General features: G+C 66.9%; 16 protein-coding genes. 5 read left to right on the top strand and 11 right to left on the bottom strand.

All coding sequences use genetic code 11. The annotated features are described in order from the left end of the window. Positions 1 to 6: 6 nt before the first annotated feature. Complete coding sequence (locus AUL28_RS15425) at positions 7 to 2,616, top strand: membrane-bound PQQ-dependent dehydrogenase, glucose/quinate/shikimate family (protein ID WP_082640500.1); 2,610 nt, start codon at positions 7 to 9, stop codon at positions 2,614 to 2,616. Between the two features lie 92 nt (positions 2,617 to 2,708). On the opposite strand, the gene AUL28_RS15420 is transcribed toward AUL28_RS15425, so the two are convergent. The 8 genes from AUL28_RS15420 to ureC form a co-directional block, all read right to left on the bottom strand. Further along, positions 2,709 to 3,389: an HAD family hydrolase gene (locus AUL28_RS15420; RefSeq protein WP_082640499.1), complete on the bottom strand. Its 681-nt coding sequence runs from the start codon at positions 3,387 to 3,389 to the stop codon at positions 2,709 to 2,711. Between the two features lie 99 nt (positions 3,390 to 3,488). Next, positions 3,489 to 3,788, bottom strand: coding sequence for an alkylphosphonate utilization protein (locus tag AUL28_RS15415; RefSeq protein ID WP_062234220.1), 300 nt, complete (start codon positions 3,786 to 3,788; stop codon positions 3,489 to 3,491). A gap of 123 nt (positions 3,789 to 3,911) precedes the next feature. Continuing rightward, positions 3,912 to 5,249: an 8-oxoguanine deaminase gene (locus AUL28_RS15410; RefSeq protein ID WP_062234217.1), complete on the bottom strand. Its 1,338-nt coding sequence runs from the start codon at positions 5,247 to 5,249 to the stop codon at positions 3,912 to 3,914. Next, positions 5,246 to 5,911 carry an urease accessory protein UreG gene (gene ureG / locus AUL28_RS15405; protein WP_062234216.1) on the bottom strand — a complete coding sequence of 222 codons (666 nt, stop codon included), beginning with the start codon at positions 5,909 to 5,911 and terminating at the stop codon, positions 5,246 to 5,248. The genes AUL28_RS15410 and ureG overlap by 4 nt, the downstream gene beginning before the upstream one ends. Beyond that, entirely contained in the window at positions 5,908 to 6,624 is a 717-nt protein-coding gene (locus tag AUL28_RS15400) for an urease accessory protein UreF (protein WP_244493537.1), read from the bottom strand. The genes ureG and AUL28_RS15400 overlap by 4 nt, the downstream gene beginning before the upstream one ends. Then, entirely contained in the window at positions 6,599 to 7,093 is a 495-nt protein-coding gene (locus AUL28_RS15395) for an urease accessory protein UreE (protein WP_062218488.1), read from the bottom strand. The genes AUL28_RS15400 and AUL28_RS15395 overlap by 26 nt, the downstream gene beginning before the upstream one ends. 33 nt (positions 7,094 to 7,126) lie before the next feature. Next, positions 7,127 to 7,645, bottom strand: coding sequence for a DUF29 domain-containing protein (locus tag AUL28_RS15390; RefSeq protein WP_244493536.1), 519 nt, complete (start codon positions 7,643 to 7,645; stop codon positions 7,127 to 7,129). A 17-nt stretch (positions 7,646 to 7,662) separates the two neighbouring features. After that, entirely contained in the window at positions 7,663 to 9,375 is a 1,713-nt protein-coding gene (gene ureC / locus AUL28_RS15385; protein WP_062234209.1) for an urease subunit alpha, read from the bottom strand. Positions 9,376 to 9,492: 117 nt separating this feature from the next. On the opposite strand from ureC, the gene AUL28_RS15380 reads away from it, so the two are divergent. The 3 genes from AUL28_RS15380 (at position 9,493) to AUL28_RS15370 (ending at position 11,798) form a co-directional block, all read left to right on the top strand. Continuing rightward, positions 9,493 to 9,945 carry a hypothetical protein gene (locus AUL28_RS15380; protein WP_062234207.1) on the top strand — a complete coding sequence of 151 codons (453 nt, stop codon included), beginning with the start codon at positions 9,493 to 9,495 and terminating at the stop codon, positions 9,943 to 9,945. 172 nt (positions 9,946 to 10,117) lie between these two features. Then, positions 10,118 to 10,585: a hypothetical protein gene (locus AUL28_RS22735; protein ID WP_153003813.1), complete on the top strand. Its 468-nt coding sequence runs from the start codon at positions 10,118 to 10,120 to the stop codon at positions 10,583 to 10,585. 220 nt (positions 10,586 to 10,805) lie between these two features. Next, positions 10,806 to 11,798 (top strand): GGDEF domain-containing protein, encoded by a 993-nt coding sequence (locus tag AUL28_RS15370; RefSeq protein WP_062234203.1) that lies wholly within the window; start codon positions 10,806 to 10,808, stop codon positions 11,796 to 11,798. A 94-nt stretch (positions 11,799 to 11,892) separates the two neighbouring features. Here AUL28_RS15370 and AUL28_RS15365 read toward each other — a convergent pair whose 3' ends face one another. Continuing rightward, positions 11,893 to 12,198 carry an urease subunit beta gene (locus AUL28_RS15365; RefSeq protein ID WP_062218497.1) on the bottom strand — a complete coding sequence of 102 codons (306 nt, stop codon included), beginning with the start codon at positions 12,196 to 12,198 and terminating at the stop codon, positions 11,893 to 11,895. Between the two features lies 1 nt (position 12,199). Then, positions 12,200 to 12,769: a HupE/UreJ family protein gene (locus AUL28_RS15360; RefSeq protein WP_062234200.1), complete on the bottom strand. Its 570-nt coding sequence runs from the start codon at positions 12,767 to 12,769 to the stop codon at positions 12,200 to 12,202. 300 nt (positions 12,770 to 13,069) lie between these two features. Here AUL28_RS15360 and AUL28_RS15355 point away from each other — a divergent pair, with 300 nt between their 5' ends. Further along, positions 13,070 to 13,282 (top strand): hypothetical protein, encoded by a 213-nt coding sequence (locus tag AUL28_RS15355; RefSeq protein WP_062234198.1) that lies wholly within the window; start codon positions 13,070 to 13,072, stop codon positions 13,280 to 13,282. A 78-nt stretch (positions 13,283 to 13,360) separates the two neighbouring features. Here AUL28_RS15355 and AUL28_RS15350 read toward each other — a convergent pair whose 3' ends face one another. After that, a complete protein-coding gene (locus tag AUL28_RS15350) occupies positions 13,361 to 13,663 on the bottom strand; it encodes an urease subunit gamma (RefSeq protein WP_019998062.1) in 303 nt (100 codons plus the stop codon). Between the last annotated feature and the right edge of the window lie 5 nt (positions 13,664 to 13,668).

Raw genomic sequence — 13,668 nt, 5'->3', positions numbered from 1 at the left:
ACCGCCATGCCCGGCCGCACGCCTCCCCCCTTCATTCTGGCCATGGCCATCATCCTCGCCCTTTGCGGTGCGGCGCTGCTTGCTGGCGGCGTCTGGCTGCTGACGCATGGCGGGTCGGCCTATTACGTCATCGCCTCCGTTCTCTTCCTCGTCACCGCGCTTCTTCTCTACCGGCGCAAGCCGGAGGCCCTCGCGGTCTATGCCGCGCTCGTCGTCGGCACGCTGATCTGGGCGCTTTACGAAGTCGGCTTCGATTGGTGGCCGCTGGCGGCGCGCGGTGACGTCGTGTTTATTCTGGGCGCGCTCCTGCTCCTGCCCGTCGTGACGCGCGAGCTTGGCCGACGCTCGGTGGCGGACGCGCTGGATGGCCGCCATCCCACCGCACCCTCTGCCCTACGCGGCACAGGCGCGATGCTGTCGGGTTCGCTCGTCGTGGCCGTCGCGGTCGCGGCCACCTCCTGGTTCGTCGATCTGCACCGGACGGAAGGCGAGTTGCCGGGCGTGCGCACCCGCGTCGCGGGCGATGCGCAGGGCATTCCGGCCGGCGAATGGCAGGCCTATGGGCGCACGCAAGGCGGGCAGCGATGGTCGCCGCTTGCCGATATCACGCCCGCCAATGTCTCCGATCTGGAAGAAGCCTGGCAATTCCACACGGGCGACAAGCCCCAGCCGGGCGACCCGAAGGAAACCACGTTCGAGGTGACGCCGCTCAAGATCGGCGAGCGGCTCTATCTCTGCACGCCGCATCAAAGCGTCATCGCGCTGAACGCGACGACCGGCGAAGAGGTCTGGCGCTACGATCCGCGCATTCAAGGCGAACTCGCGCTCCAGCATCTGACCTGCCGGGGCCTCGCCTATCAGCCGCCGGGCGCCGCGCCCGCCGCCGACGCGCAGCCCGCCCCAACACAGGCCACGGCCGAGAACCCGAACGCGCCGGCTGGCACAGCCTCCGAGCTGTCCGCCCAAGGCGGCCTCACCGCGCCGCAGGAGCGTGGACAGTCCGGCGCGCCGACAGAGGGCGCGCCCGCGCGTCAGGAGGGCGGCGCGGCCGACCCAGGCCTGCCGGTGGCCACCGCCAGCGCCGAGACGGCGGTCTGCGACGCCAAGCTCTTCATGCCGACGGCTGACGCGCGCCTCATCGCGCTTGATCCGGAAACCGGCCATGTCTGCTCGAATTTCGGCGGCGGCGACGGTCAGATCGATCTCTGGACCAGCATGCCCAACGTCAATCCGGGCTCCTACTACTCCACCTCGCCGCCCATCGTGATGGACAATCTCGTGGTGGTCGGCGGCACGGTGCTGGACAACGTCTCGACCGCCGAAGCCTCGGGCGTCATCCGCGCCTTCGACATTTCGACCGGCCAGCTCGTCTGGAACTGGGATTCGGGCAATCCGAACGAGACGGCGCCCCTGCCGGAAGGGCAGACCTATACGCCGAACTCGCCCAATTCCTGGTCGATCATGAGCGCCGACCCGCAGCTCGGCCTCGTCTATGTGCCGCTCGGCAACCAGCCGCCGGACCAGTGGGGCGCCAATCGCTCGGAAAACGTGGAGCGCTATTCCTCCGCCGTGGTTGCGCTCGACATCCGCACCGGTCAGGCCCGCTGGCACTTCCAGACCGTGCATCACGATCTCTGGGATTATGACGTGCCGGCGCAGGCGAGCCTGATCGATCTGCCGATCAATGGCGAGACAATCCCCGCGCTGGTCCAGCCGACCAAGCAGGGCGAACTCTTCGTGCTCGATCGGCGCACGGGCCAGCCGGTTCTGCCCGTCACCGAGAAGCGCGCGCCGGGCGGCGCGGTCGCGCCCGACCATACGGCGCCGACGCAGCCGGTCTCGCAGGCGAGCTTCGATCCGAAGGCGCTGCGCGAAAAGGACATGTGGGGCGCGACCATGTTCGATCAGCTCCTGTGCCGCATCGCCTTCCATTCCTATCGCTATGACGGCCGCTTCACCCCGCCTTCGCTTCAGGGATCGATCATCTATCCGGGCAATTTCGGCGTCTTCAACTGGGGCTCGGTGGCAGTCGATCCGCAGCGCGCCGTCCTGTTCGGAACACCCGCGCATCTCGCCTTCCTGTCCACGCTCGTTCCGCGCCCCAAGGACGAAACGCTGGTGGTGAACCAGCAAAAGCCCGAAGGCGCGCTGCCGGCGCTAAACGAGAATTTCGGCGCGCCCTATGCGATCAACCTGCGCCCCTTCACCTCCGTGCTCGGCCTGCCCTGTCAGGCCCCGCCCTGGGGCAATGTCGCGGGCGTCGATCTGACCACGGGCGAGACGGTCTGGATGCACAAGAACGGCACGGTGCGCGATGCCGCGCCCTTCCCGATGATCCCCTTCGAGATGGGCGTGCCCAATCTCGGCGGGCCGATCATGACGGCGGGCGGCGTCGCCTTCCTGTCGGGTACGCTGGACTATTACGTGCGCGGCTACGACGTGACATCAGGCAAGGAACTCTGGCGCTCGCGCCTGCCGGCCGGCGGCCAGTCGACGCCCATGACCTATCGCGGCGCGGACGGGCGGCAGTATCTGCTGGTCATCGCCGGCGGCCACGGCTCACTCGGCACCAAGCGGGGCGATTCGGTGATCGCCTACGCGCTGCCGAAACAATAGGTCGCTCGACGGGGCATGAAAAAGGCGGCACGCGATGGTCTCGCGCGCCGCCTTTTGTTTTCGAGAGATCACACGAGCCGTCTCTCGAGGTCTCAAGCCGCCAAGTGCGCGCGGACCTCGTGCAGATCGACTGCCACCATCCGGCAGAGTGCGCGGATTTCGTCGGTCGCGGGCAGCAGGTCGGGGATCATCACCGTGCGCATCCCGGCAGCCGCCGCCGCGCGGACGCCATTATGCGAATCCTCCAGCGCCAGACACGCGGCGGGATCGACGCCCAGGACTTCCGCCGCGCGCAGGAACGGATCGGGCGCGGGCTTGCCCTTGGCATAGTCGCCGCTCGCGATCACCGCATCGAAGCGCGATGCCAGACCATGCAGCGCCAGATTGAAGGTGACGTCCTCATGCGGGGACGATGTGCAGATGGCGCGCGGGATCTTCAGCGCGTCGAGGTGGTCGAGGAGTTCCACGACGCCAGCCTTCAGCGCCAGACCCGCCTTCAAGGCCACGTAATACCGCCGCCAGACCGAGCCGAAGGCTTCGATGTCCTGCGCCTTACCGAAGACGTCTTGCAGATAGACCCGGTTGATCGTCCAGGGGCGGCCGACCATGACGAGGAAGTCGTCATGCGTGGCAACATGGCCGATCTCGGACGAAGCCGCCAGAAAGGCGTCGCGGCTGAGGACCTCGCTGTCGAACAGGAGCCCGTCCATGTCGAAGATGACGGCGGCCGGCCTGATGGAGGCGGCGTTCGGGGTCGCTTCGTTCTGGGTCAAAGGCGCGTTCCTTCCGGCTCTGGAAGGGCTTCCCTTTTCAGGGTGCACGCGCTTTTGCAAGAGAGGGACGGCGCTCTCGCAAGCGCCGCCGCTGCCCGATCAGCCGCGCTTGCGCACGAACTCGGTGCGCAGGACGAGGCCCTTGATGCTCTCGTGGCGGCAGTCGATCTCTTCGGGGTTGTCGGTCAGGCGGATCGAGCGGATCACCGTGCCCTGTTTCAGGGTCTGACCCGCGCCCTTTACCTTCAGATCCTTGATCAGCGACACGCTGTCGCCATCGGCCAGGACATTGCCGGCCGCGTCCCGCACTTGCGTTCGGGCGCTGGCCGTGGTCGCCATTTCGGAGGCCGGGCGCCATTCGCCCGTCGCCTCGTCATGGATGTAATCGTCGTCGCTCATCGCGCGCCTCGCTTGTGGTTGGCAGGCCGCCGCAAGCCGATAGGCTCGCAACTGACGAGACCATCCGATTGCGGCGGATGATCCAGCGATTAGACGACCTGCGACATTCTGTCCAATACCGCGTCAGGCGAAGCGGCGCGCCGCCGCGCCGTGCTCCGCGCGCAGCTTGGCGATATCGACGCCGACCGGCTGCCCGTCGAGAACGCGCCAGCGCCCCGCCACCATGACCCGATCCGCCCGCGTCGCGCCGCAGAGAACCAGCGCCGCGATCGGATCATGCGCGCCGGAAAAGCGCAGATCGTCCAGCGTAAAGAGCGCCAGATCGGCCTGGAGCCCCGGCGCGATGCGGCCGATATCGGCACGCCCGAGGCAGGCGGCCGAGCCCGATGTCGCATAGCGCAAGGCGTCGCGCGCCGTGACCGCCGAGGCCGAGCCGGTGCGCAACCGACCGAGCATGAGGGCGTGGCGCACGCCTTCCATCAGATTGGAGCCATCGTTGGAGGCCGAGCCGTCGACGCCGAGCCCGACCGGGCTGCCCGCCGCTTCCAGTTCGGAGACGAGGCAAAAGCCCGAGGCGAGCACGGCGTTGGAGGTCGGGCAATGGCAGACGCCGACCTTGTGCGCGCCGAGCCGCCGGCATTCCTCCGAGGTGAAATGGATGCCATGCGCCAGCCAGGTGCGCGGCCCCATCCAGCCGACCTCTTCCAAGTAATCCACCGGGCGGCACTGAAAGCGGGCTTCGCAGAAGCGGTTCTCGTCTTCGGTTTCGCCGAGATGCGTGTGAAGCCGGCAGTCGAAGCGCTCGGCCAGCGCGGCGCTTTGCTGCATCAGGCTCTTGGTGACGGAAAAGGGCGAGCAGGGCGCGAGCGCGATCTGCACCATGGCGCCGTCCGAGCGATCATGCAGCCCATTCAACAAGCGCTCGGAATCGGCGAGGATGTCGTCCTCGTCCTGCACCACGCTATCGGGCGGCAGACCGCCGTCTTTCTGGCTGAGGTTCATCGAGCCGCGCGTCAGCGTCACGCGGATGCCCAGCGTGCGGGCCTCTTCGGCCTCGATATCGATCGCCCGCTCCAGCCCTTTGGGGAAGAGGTAATGGTGATCGGCGGCCGTGGTGCAGCCCGACAGCAAAAGCTCGGTCAGCGCGAGACGGACGGACTGGCGAAAGCTGTCTTCATCGAGCCGCGCCCAGATCGGGTAGAGCGCCTGGAGCCAGGGGAAGAGTTCCTTGTCGATCGCCTCTGGGTGAGCGCGCGTCAGCGTCTGGTAGAAATGATGGTGCGTGTTGACAAGGCCGGGCAGGACGACGTGGCGCGAACAGTCGAACACCTCGTCCACCGGGGCGGCGGGCGCGCCGCCCGAGGGCACGAGTTCGGCGATGCGCCCGTCTTCCACCACGATGCCGCCGGCGGCGGCCGGCTCCAGAACGGCGAGCGGGTCTTTCAGGAAAAGCCGGCTCATGCGGCCTCACGCAGCGGCTGGAGGCCGCCGGTGCGGGCGAGGAAGTCCAGAATGGCGGCGAGGCCCTCGCGGCGCGAGAGGTCGGCAAAGACGAAAGGCAGCGCGCCGCGCCCCTTGGCGGCGTCCACCTTCATGCGCTCCAGATCGGCCCCGACATGAGGGGCGAGATCGGTCTTGTTGACGACGAGAAGGTCGGAGCGCGTGATCGCCGGCCCGCCCTTGCGCGGAATATCGTCGCCCTGGCAGACGGAAATCACGTAGATCGAGAGATCGACCAGATCGGGCGAGAAGGTCGCGGCAAGATTGTCGCCGCCCGATTCCACGAGGATGAGATCGAGGTCCGGATGGCGTGCGTTCAGCGTCGCGATGGCGCGAAGGTTCAGCGAGGCGTCCTCGCGGATGGCCGTGTGCGGGCAACCGCCCGTCTCGACGCCCAGGATGCGATCGGCCGACAGCGCCTGCCGACGCACCAGCGCCTCGGCATCCTCGGTCGTGTATATGTCGTTGGTGACGACGGCGATCGACCATTGGTCGCGCGCGGCCAGGCAAATCTTTTCGCAGAGCGTCGTCTTGCCGGAGCCGACCGGGCCGCCGATGCCGACGCGAAGCGGGCCGTTGCGGCGGCGGGGGGCGAGGCCGGGGGTCGGGGTCAGATCGCTCATGTCAGGAACAGTCTCGGTTGCAGGGTTTCGTGGCGCAGCGCCGCGATGTCGGAGAGGATCGTGGCCGAGCCGAGATCGTCCAGGGTCGAAATAGCCGCCTTCTGCGTGGCCAGCTCGAACACGGGTTCCAGCCGCCGCATGACGCGCACGCCTTCGCGCTGGCCGAGGGGCACGAGGCGGACGGCGACGCCGACGAGATTGGCGGCGAAGGCATGGGCGAAGGCTAGAAGCGCCGGGCGCAGCGAGACGCCCTCGCGCGCGGCCAGCGCGCCGAACACCACGGGATAGGCAGTTGCCTCCCCTTCCGGCTCCGCCCCCCAAGGCGCGGCGGCTTCCGCGAAGGCGCGGCCAAGGTCGAGCGTTTCGCGGCGGCGCTCGGCCGAGCCGGCGGAGGCGCGGGCGAGTTCGGTTAAATCGGTCCAGTCGGTGCCCGCATTCGGTCCGCGCAAGCGGTGCGCTCCAGCTAGAAACACGAGATCATTCCAGCCGCTGCCATGGAGCAGCAGCGTCTCGACCCAAGTGAAGAGCGCGTCGCCATCCCGCACCTGTCCGTGCGCGATGGCGGCTTCCAGCCCATGCGAATAGGCGAAGGCCCCGATCGGGAAGGCCGGCGAAGTCCAGGTGAGGAGGCGCGCCAGCGCGGCGAGCCCTTCCGAGCCCTCGCCCGACCCACCTCGCCCGTCACCCTCAGCCATGGGAGTGGGTATGGTCATGGCCGTGTGTATGCCCATGCGAATGGGGCGTTGCGCCCGGCGTCGCATAGGCGCCGCCGACCGGATCGAAGGCCGCTTCGACCTCATGGATATGCGCGCCGAGTTCCAGGAGCATGTCGCGGATCACATGGTCGCGCCGCACCAGGATGCGTTTGGCCTCGATCTGGCAGGGCAGATGCCGGTTCCCGAGCTGCCAGGCGAGCGTCAGGAGATGCACGGCGTCGCGCCCCTCGATCGCGTAAAGCTCCTCCGGCTTGGCCCGCACCACGACATAACGCCCGTCCGACAGGGTGATGGCGTCGCCCTCGCGCAGAAGGCGCGCTTCGGCGAGGTCGAGCAGGAAGGCGATGCCATGGTCGCTGACCATCGCCATGCGGCGGCGATGACGCTGCGCCTCGTCCAGCGTGATGGTGTCGGCGGCCTCCCCGATAAAGGCGCCGCGTTCGATGATGCTATTGGCCTCGATCACGCAGATGAACTCGCTACTTTTGACGGCGAAAGGTCAATCGACCCCAGGGAAAAAGTCCGGATCGAGAATGTCGTCGATCCCGAACGGACAGGAAAGCGGAAAGGTCTCCAAAGCCATGTTCGTCTCTGCGACCGCGTTCAAACGGGCCAGAGCATATTCCTCGTCCAGAACCTCGGCCGGATAGGATCGCAGACTCGGACTTTGGCGCAGACGGCGCGCGATCCGCATCCGCTGTTCGGCGATGGTCGCCCGCCAGCTATTGGAGCGCTTCGAGGGCTGAAACTGCCATTTCAGAAGATGAGCCAGGAGAACGCACAGCCGGTTCTCGATCTCGCTTTGCTGTGACGAGCCCAAATCCTCGATTTCCTCGGCGAGTCTTGTTGTGTCGAGACCGGAGGCATCCGCGCTCCGCTCTCGCAGGAGCTGAGCTTGCTGGCGCGTCCAAAGAAAGAAATCGCGATCGTAGAGCGTCGGCCGGCCAGCACGCGACCGGCTCGTTCCGCCTGTCTGAAACACCGGCCCCATGTCCTGCTTCTCCTTCGGCTGCGCCATGGCAGGCCCCCCAAGAGTTAGAACAGGAAGTAGCGCTGCGCCATGGGCAGCACCTTGGCGGGTTCGCAGGTCAGAAGCTCGCCATCGGCGCGCACCTCGTAGGTCTCGGGATCGACCTCGATATGGGGCGTCAGATCGTTGAGGATCATGGAGGCCTTGGTCAGCCCGCCCCGCGTGTTCTCGACGGGCAGGAAGGTCTTCTCGCAGCCGAGCTTCTCGCGCAATCCGTCCGCCATAGCGGCGCTTGATACGAAGGTGACGCCGGACGCGCCGACCGCCTTGCCATAGGCACCGAACATCGGGCGATAATGCACGGGCTGCGGCGTCGGGATGGAGGCGTTGGGATCGCCCATGGGGGCTGCGACGATCGCGCCGCCGAGCAGCACCATGGCGGGCTTCACGCCGAAGAAAGCCGTGTCCCAGAGCACGAGATCGGCGCGCTTGCCGACTTCCACTGAGCCGATCTCTCGGCCCATGCCCTGCGCCAGAGCCGGGTTGATCGTGACCTTCGCGATATAGCGGCGCACGCGCAGGTTATCGTTGTCGCCGGTCTCGCCGGAGAGGCGGCCGCGCTGCTTCTTCATCTTGTCGGCGGTCTGGAAGGTGCGAATGATCACCTCGCCGACACGGCCCATGGCCTGACTGTCCGACGAGATGATCGAGAAGGCGCCGATATCGTGGAGAATGTCCTCGGCCGCGATCGTCTCCTTGCGGATGCGCGATTCCGCGAAGGCGATATCCTCGGGGATGGACGGGTCGAGATGGTGGCACACCATGAGCATGTCCAGATGCTCTTCCAGCGTGTTGATCGTGTAAGGCCGGGTCGGATTGGTGGAGCCCGGCAGGACGTTCGGCAGGCCGCAGACCTTGATGATGTCGGGCGCGTGGCCGCCGCCCGCCCCTTCCGTGTGGAAGGCGTGGATCGTGCGGCCCCGGAAGGCGCCGACCGTGTCTTCCACGAAGCCCGACTCGTTGAGCGTGTCGGTGTGGATCATCACCTGCACGTCGTGCTCGTCGGCCACCGTCAGGCAGCAGTCGATCGCGGCCGGGGTCGTGCCCCAGTCCTCGTGCAGCTTCAGCGCTGCCGCGCCGGCCTTGATCATCTCGACCAGCGCACCCGGCTGCGAGGCATTGCCCTTGCCGGCCAGCGCGAAGTTCATGGGGAAAGCGTCGAGCGACTGGATCATGCGCGCCAGATGCCAGGGGCCGGGCGTGCAGGTGGTGGCGAGCGTGCCGTGCGCCGGCCCCGTGCCGCCGCCGACCATGCAGGTGACGCCCGAGAACAGGGCGTCCTCGATCTGCTGCGGGCAGATGAAATGGATATGGCTGTCGATGGCCCCGGCGGTCAGGATCTTGCCTTCGCCCGCGATCGCCTCCGTACCGGGGCCGACGACGATCGTGACACCCGGCTGCGTGTCCGGATTGCCGGCCTTGCCGATGGCGTAGATGCGCCCGCCCCGAAGGCCCACATCGGCCTTATAGATGCCGGAGTGATCGACGATCAGCGCATTGGTGATGACGGTATCGACCGCGCCTTCGGCTCGGCTCGCTTGGCTTTGGCCCATGCCGTCGCGGATCACCTTGCCGCCGCCGAACTTCACCTCTTCGCCATAGGTGGTGAGATCGCGCTCCACCTCGATGAAAAGGTCCGTATCGGCCAGCCGCACCTTGTCGCCGACGGTCGGCCCGTACATCGCGGCATAGGTGGAGCGACTGATGGATGCGGGCATGGGTCGGGACTCCTGAGGCGTCTTTCGCGTTGCGGCAGATTAAGCGGATCGCGGCGGATTGTCTGCCACCGGCTGCGGGAAACTTGAGCTTTTCGCCAATTTGCGCGTTCTGGAAGCATGACACGTTTTCCGCGCCCCGCACCGCTTCCGGTTCTCGCCCTGTGTGCCTCGCTTCTGAGCGCTTCAGGCGCTTTCGCGCAGCCCTTCGACCCCGGCCCGCCGGGCACGCCGGTCGGCTCCTCTATGTCGGGCGCGCGAATCGGCGGCGCGCCGAAAACCCGCGCGCCGCTCGCCATCCCGAACGCCCGCGTCTTCGGGGATACGGTAGAGGAACGCGCCTATGGGCGCGACTACGACAATTCCTATCTGACACCGCGCATTCCACAGCCGGACGCGGACGGCAGCTCGACGCGCCTGCGCGCCGGCGAAGGGCGCCCCGCTCTGGATTCCAGCCGCGCCGGCGATTTCGCGCGCTCGGACGGCTCGGTGATCAACAAGAGCGGGGTGACACGGCCCATCTCGCCGCCGCGCCGGGCGCGCATCGTGCCCAACAGCAAGGCTCCCCGATAGGTCACGAAGGAGCGGAAGCGTTTACCAGACTTGACATTTCTCGAGAGTGCGAGGGCTGCCGCGCTGGAGCGGGAACGCGAAAGCGGCTTTGCTGTTGTTCGACAAAGGATCGGATTGTCCGATTCGCTTTTTCGCGCCGGGCTTTGCCCGACCTTTCGAACGAGGCCACGCGATGCGTTCTTTTTCCTGGTCCCTGATCGCCCTTGCGGCCGGTCTGTCCTTCGCCCTTCCCGCCCATGCCCAGAGCATCGGAGGCGGCGGCATCGGAGGAAGCTCCGGAGCGAGTGCCGGCGGCGGCAGCTCGACGCCCAGCCTCGGCGGGGCCACCAATTCGCTCGGCTCGTCGGGCGGCGTCGGCTCCAGCAGCACCTCCACCCAGCAGCGCGCGACCGCCGGCTCGGCCACGATCAACTCCGTCAACGCGGACGCCGCCGCGCGTTCGGGTAATCTCGGCGCGGCCTCCACGATCGGCAATTCGACCGGCTCGGCGCTGGGCGGCGGCACGTTCCAGAGCACGGCCGGAACTGGTCCCGCCGCGCTCTACAACATCCCGATCCCCAAGGTGAACGTCGATCTGCCCTCGATCCGCAGCGCGCTGCGCCAAGGCCCGAACGCCACGCCGGATCGCTACGGCAACTGACCGAAGAACGAGGGCTGGCCACCCGACCGGCCAGCCCCCGCCTTGGGCAGCGCCCTTTTCATCTTTCGCCAACCCTCTATCTATGCGCGCATCGAATCCACTCGAACGGGTATACGTTCGAGTGTATGATCCCCTTAAAGCGCATCTCGCCTCCGACCGGAGGTTGAGCCACGCTCCATGTCGAAACGGGTTCGAGAAAGCGGGACGTAGCAGGGGGATCATGACGAAGGATGCAGCCCCTCCCCTTGCGCCAGCGCCCGGTCTCAGCCCCGACGACATTCTGGCGATCTTCGACTGCGCCCCGACATCCCTTTGGGTTCAGGATCTCAGCCTTCTGAAGGCGCGGCTCGATCAATGGCGCGCGGGCGGCATTCGCGATCTGCGTGCCCTTCTGGCACTGGATGCCGCGCGGGTCGAGGAACTCGTTCCCCTCGTTCGAATCGTGAGCGTCAACGCCGAGACGCTGCGCCTTTATGATGCCGCCGACGAGGCGGACCTCTTCGCCCATATCCGCGTCATCTTCGGCCCGGATCAGATCGCCTCCTTCGTCGAGGTGATCTGCCAGCTTTGGGACGGGGCCTTGCGCGCGAGCTTGGTCACCAGGAATTACACGGTGAAGGGCCTGCCCTTCGACGTCAGCTATAACGGGCGTCTTCTTCCCGGCCATGAAACCGGCTGGGGCCGGTATCTGATCTCAGTCGAGGACGTGTCCGACCGCGAGCAGGCGCGGCGGCAGCTGGAGTTCGCCCGCACCCACGATCCGCTGAGTGGTCTCTTCAACCGAACCTTTCTGACCGATGAAATGGAGCGGCTGGAAACATGTGCTGAGCCGGTCGCGATCGCGGTGATCGATCTGAACGGCCTCAAGGACGCGAACGACCATTTCGGCCACAAGGCCGGCGACGATCTCATCCGCAAGATGGGGCGCGTTCTGTCCACCAGCCTGCCCGCCTGCTGCCGCTCGGCGCGCATGGGCGGGGACGAGTTCGTGGTTCTGGTGCAGGGTGCGGGGAAAGGGCAATGGGGCCAGCTTCTGGACGCCCTCACACGCGGCGTCGAAGCGGAGAATGCGAGCGGCGGCGTTGCCCCCTTGAACTTCTCCATCGGCGCGGCCTGGCGGATGCCGGGCGAGACCATGGAAAGTTTGCTGGCCCGTGCGGACCGGCGCATGTACCGCTCCAAACGCGCCTTTTACGACGAGGTCGCCGCCTGACATCTCTGTCCCGGCCGCGACTGGCGGAGATAGGGCATCATGAAAAAGGCGCCTCGCGGCGCCTTTCCTGTTTCTGGAGCTGAGGTCGTCCGCTTCAAAGCGCGCCCTGCACCCGGCCATTGAAGCCAAAGACGCGGCGCTCGCCCGAAAGCGGCACGAGGCGCACGTCGCGCGACTGGCCGGGCTCGAAGCGCACGGCCGTTCCGGCCGCGATGTCGAGCCGGTAGCCGCGCGCGGCTTCCCGGTCGAAGCGCAGAGCGCCGTTGGTCTCGGCGAAATGATAGTGCGAGCCGACCTGGATCGGCCGGTCGCCCGTATTGGCGACGTGAAGCTCGATCGCCTCGCGCCCTGCATTCAGAACGATGTCGCCATCGGCTACGATGATTTCGCCGGGGATCATATCAGCCCACCATGAGAACGAGGCCACCGAGGGCCGTGGCGCCGCCCAGAAGACGCGGCAGGAGACCCGCGCCACCCAGCGCGCGGCCGAGAAGAAGACCCGCGCCATGCAGCGCGGCGGTGGAAAGCGCAAAGCCGATCGCGAAGCTCGCAGCACCCGCGCCGCCCAGTTCGCCGCCATGGGCATAGCCATGGAACAGCGCGAAGAGGCCGACCACAACGGCCGACAGCGCCACGGGCAGGCGCACCGCGAGCGCGACCAGGAGCCCCAGCGCCACGACGGAAGCGAGAATGGCGGGTTCGACCATGGGCAGCGAGACGCCCGAGAGCGCAAGCGCGAAGCCGACGAGCATGGTGCCGACAAAGGCCGTAGGCACCAGCCATCGAGCGCGGCCGCCGATCAGCGCGGCCCAGAGACCCACCGCCACCATGGCGAGGATGTGATCGGCCCCGAACAAGGGATGGCTGACGCCCGCCATGAACGAGCCGTGCGCGGCCGGGTCCAGATGGGCGAAGGCGGGGGCCGTGGCGGTGCCGAGCGCGGCGGCGGTCAGCAGGATCAGTCTCAACATGTCTTGTCCCTCGTTTGGTCGACAGGCGCCCGGTTTCGGTCGCGCCGCATCGCCCTTCGCATGGACGCTCCATCCCCGCAAGAACGCGATGCTTCGGTCTGGAGAACAGCATGAAAGCGCGCCGCGCCAATGTCAAAGGCAGGCGATGCCCTTGCCTCGAAAACGGACAATTGACCATCCAGGCAAGTGTTTCAAATGCGATGGAGCGCCGTCACCGAAGAGAAATCCTCCCACGCTAGGATCAGCGCAAAGGGAGCGGAAGGACTGAGAGCCGCGCCCGAGACAGGACCTCGAAACCCGATGAAGCGGATCGCAGCCCTTTCCATGATCGTGACGGTTTTGACCGCTGGCCTCGGCTTCGCCTCGCCGGCCGGCGTATCGGAGCCATTCCGCGTGCGCACCGTGACGATGAACGGCATCAGCGGTCCGGCCTATTATTCCCGCGCCGCCGGCACGTTCCGCTTCCTTCCCCAAGCGTCGGGCAGCCAGATGGCGGCTTTGAGAGCGCCCTGACCATGAACGCGTCAGGCACTGCGGCGCGTCGCCCGATCTGAACCTATCCAGCCAGCGAACGCTGCACCTTCGAACCGCTTAGCGGATCGGCTCGTGCACCGTTACCAGCTTGGTGCCGTCGGGAAAGGTCGCCTCGACCTGCACGTCATGGATCATCTCGGCAATGCCTTCCATGACCTGATCGCGAGTGATGACATGGGCGCCCGCTTCCATGAGATCGGCCACCGAGCGCCCGTCGCGCGCGCCTTCCACCACGAAATCCGTGATCAGCGCGATGGCCTCGGGGTGATTGAGCTTCACGCCTCGCTCCAAACGCTTGCGCGCCACGATGGCGGCCATGGCGATCAGAAGCTTGTCCTTTTCGCGAGGGGTAAGGTTCATCGACG

Source organism: Aureimonas sp. N4, from assembly GCF_001463925.1.
Classification (GTDB): domain Bacteria; phylum Pseudomonadota; class Alphaproteobacteria; order Rhizobiales; family Rhizobiaceae; genus Aureimonas; species Aureimonas ureilytica_A.
Note: the sequence above shows the minus strand (reverse complement) of the source record. Positions and strands in the feature narration are given on the sequence as shown.

What these genes read in the sequence shown, in the direction of transcription:
- AUL28_RS15360 (WP_062234200.1), bottom strand. Translation starts at nt 12,769, where the DNA reads ATGTTGAGACTGATCCTGCTGACCGCCGCCGCGCTCGGCACCGCCACG.
- AUL28_RS15355 (WP_062234198.1), top strand. Translation starts at nt 13,070, where the DNA reads ATGAAGCGGATCGCAGCCCTTTCCATGATCGTGACGGTTTTGACCGCT.
- AUL28_RS15425 (WP_082640500.1), top strand. Translation starts at nt 7, where the DNA reads ATGCCCGGCCGCACGCCTCCCCCCTTCATTCTGGCCATGGCCATCATC.
- AUL28_RS15365 (WP_062218497.1), bottom strand. Translation starts at nt 12,198, where the DNA reads ATGATCCCCGGCGAAATCATCGTAGCCGATGGCGACATCGTTCTGAAT.
- AUL28_RS15415 (WP_062234220.1), bottom strand. Translation starts at nt 3,788, where the DNA reads ATGAGCGACGACGATTACATCCATGACGAGGCGACGGGCGAATGGCGC.
- AUL28_RS15350 (WP_019998062.1), bottom strand. Translation starts at nt 13,663, where the DNA reads ATGAACCTTACCCCTCGCGAAAAGGACAAGCTTCTGATCGCCATGGCC.
- AUL28_RS15390 (WP_244493536.1), bottom strand. Translation starts at nt 7,645, where the DNA reads ATGGCGCAGCCGAAGGAGAAGCAGGACATGGGGCCGGTGTTTCAGACA.
- AUL28_RS15410 (WP_062234217.1), bottom strand. Translation starts at nt 5,249, where the DNA reads ATGAGCCGGCTTTTCCTGAAAGACCCGCTCGCCGTTCTGGAGCCGGCC.
- AUL28_RS15370 (WP_062234203.1), top strand. Translation starts at nt 10,806, where the DNA reads ATGACGAAGGATGCAGCCCCTCCCCTTGCGCCAGCGCCCGGTCTCAGC.
- AUL28_RS15380 (WP_062234207.1), top strand. Translation starts at nt 9,493, where the DNA reads ATGACACGTTTTCCGCGCCCCGCACCGCTTCCGGTTCTCGCCCTGTGT.
- AUL28_RS22735 (WP_153003813.1), top strand. Translation starts at nt 10,118, where the DNA reads ATGCGTTCTTTTTCCTGGTCCCTGATCGCCCTTGCGGCCGGTCTGTCC.
- ureG (WP_062234216.1), bottom strand. Translation starts at nt 5,911, where the DNA reads ATGAGCGATCTGACCCCGACCCCCGGCCTCGCCCCCCGCCGCCGCAAC.
- ureC (WP_062234209.1), bottom strand. Translation starts at nt 9,375, where the DNA reads ATGCCCGCATCCATCAGTCGCTCCACCTATGCCGCGATGTACGGGCCG.
- AUL28_RS15400 (WP_244493537.1), bottom strand. Translation starts at nt 6,624, where the DNA reads ATGACCATACCCACTCCCATGGCTGAGGGTGACGGGCGAGGTGGGTCG.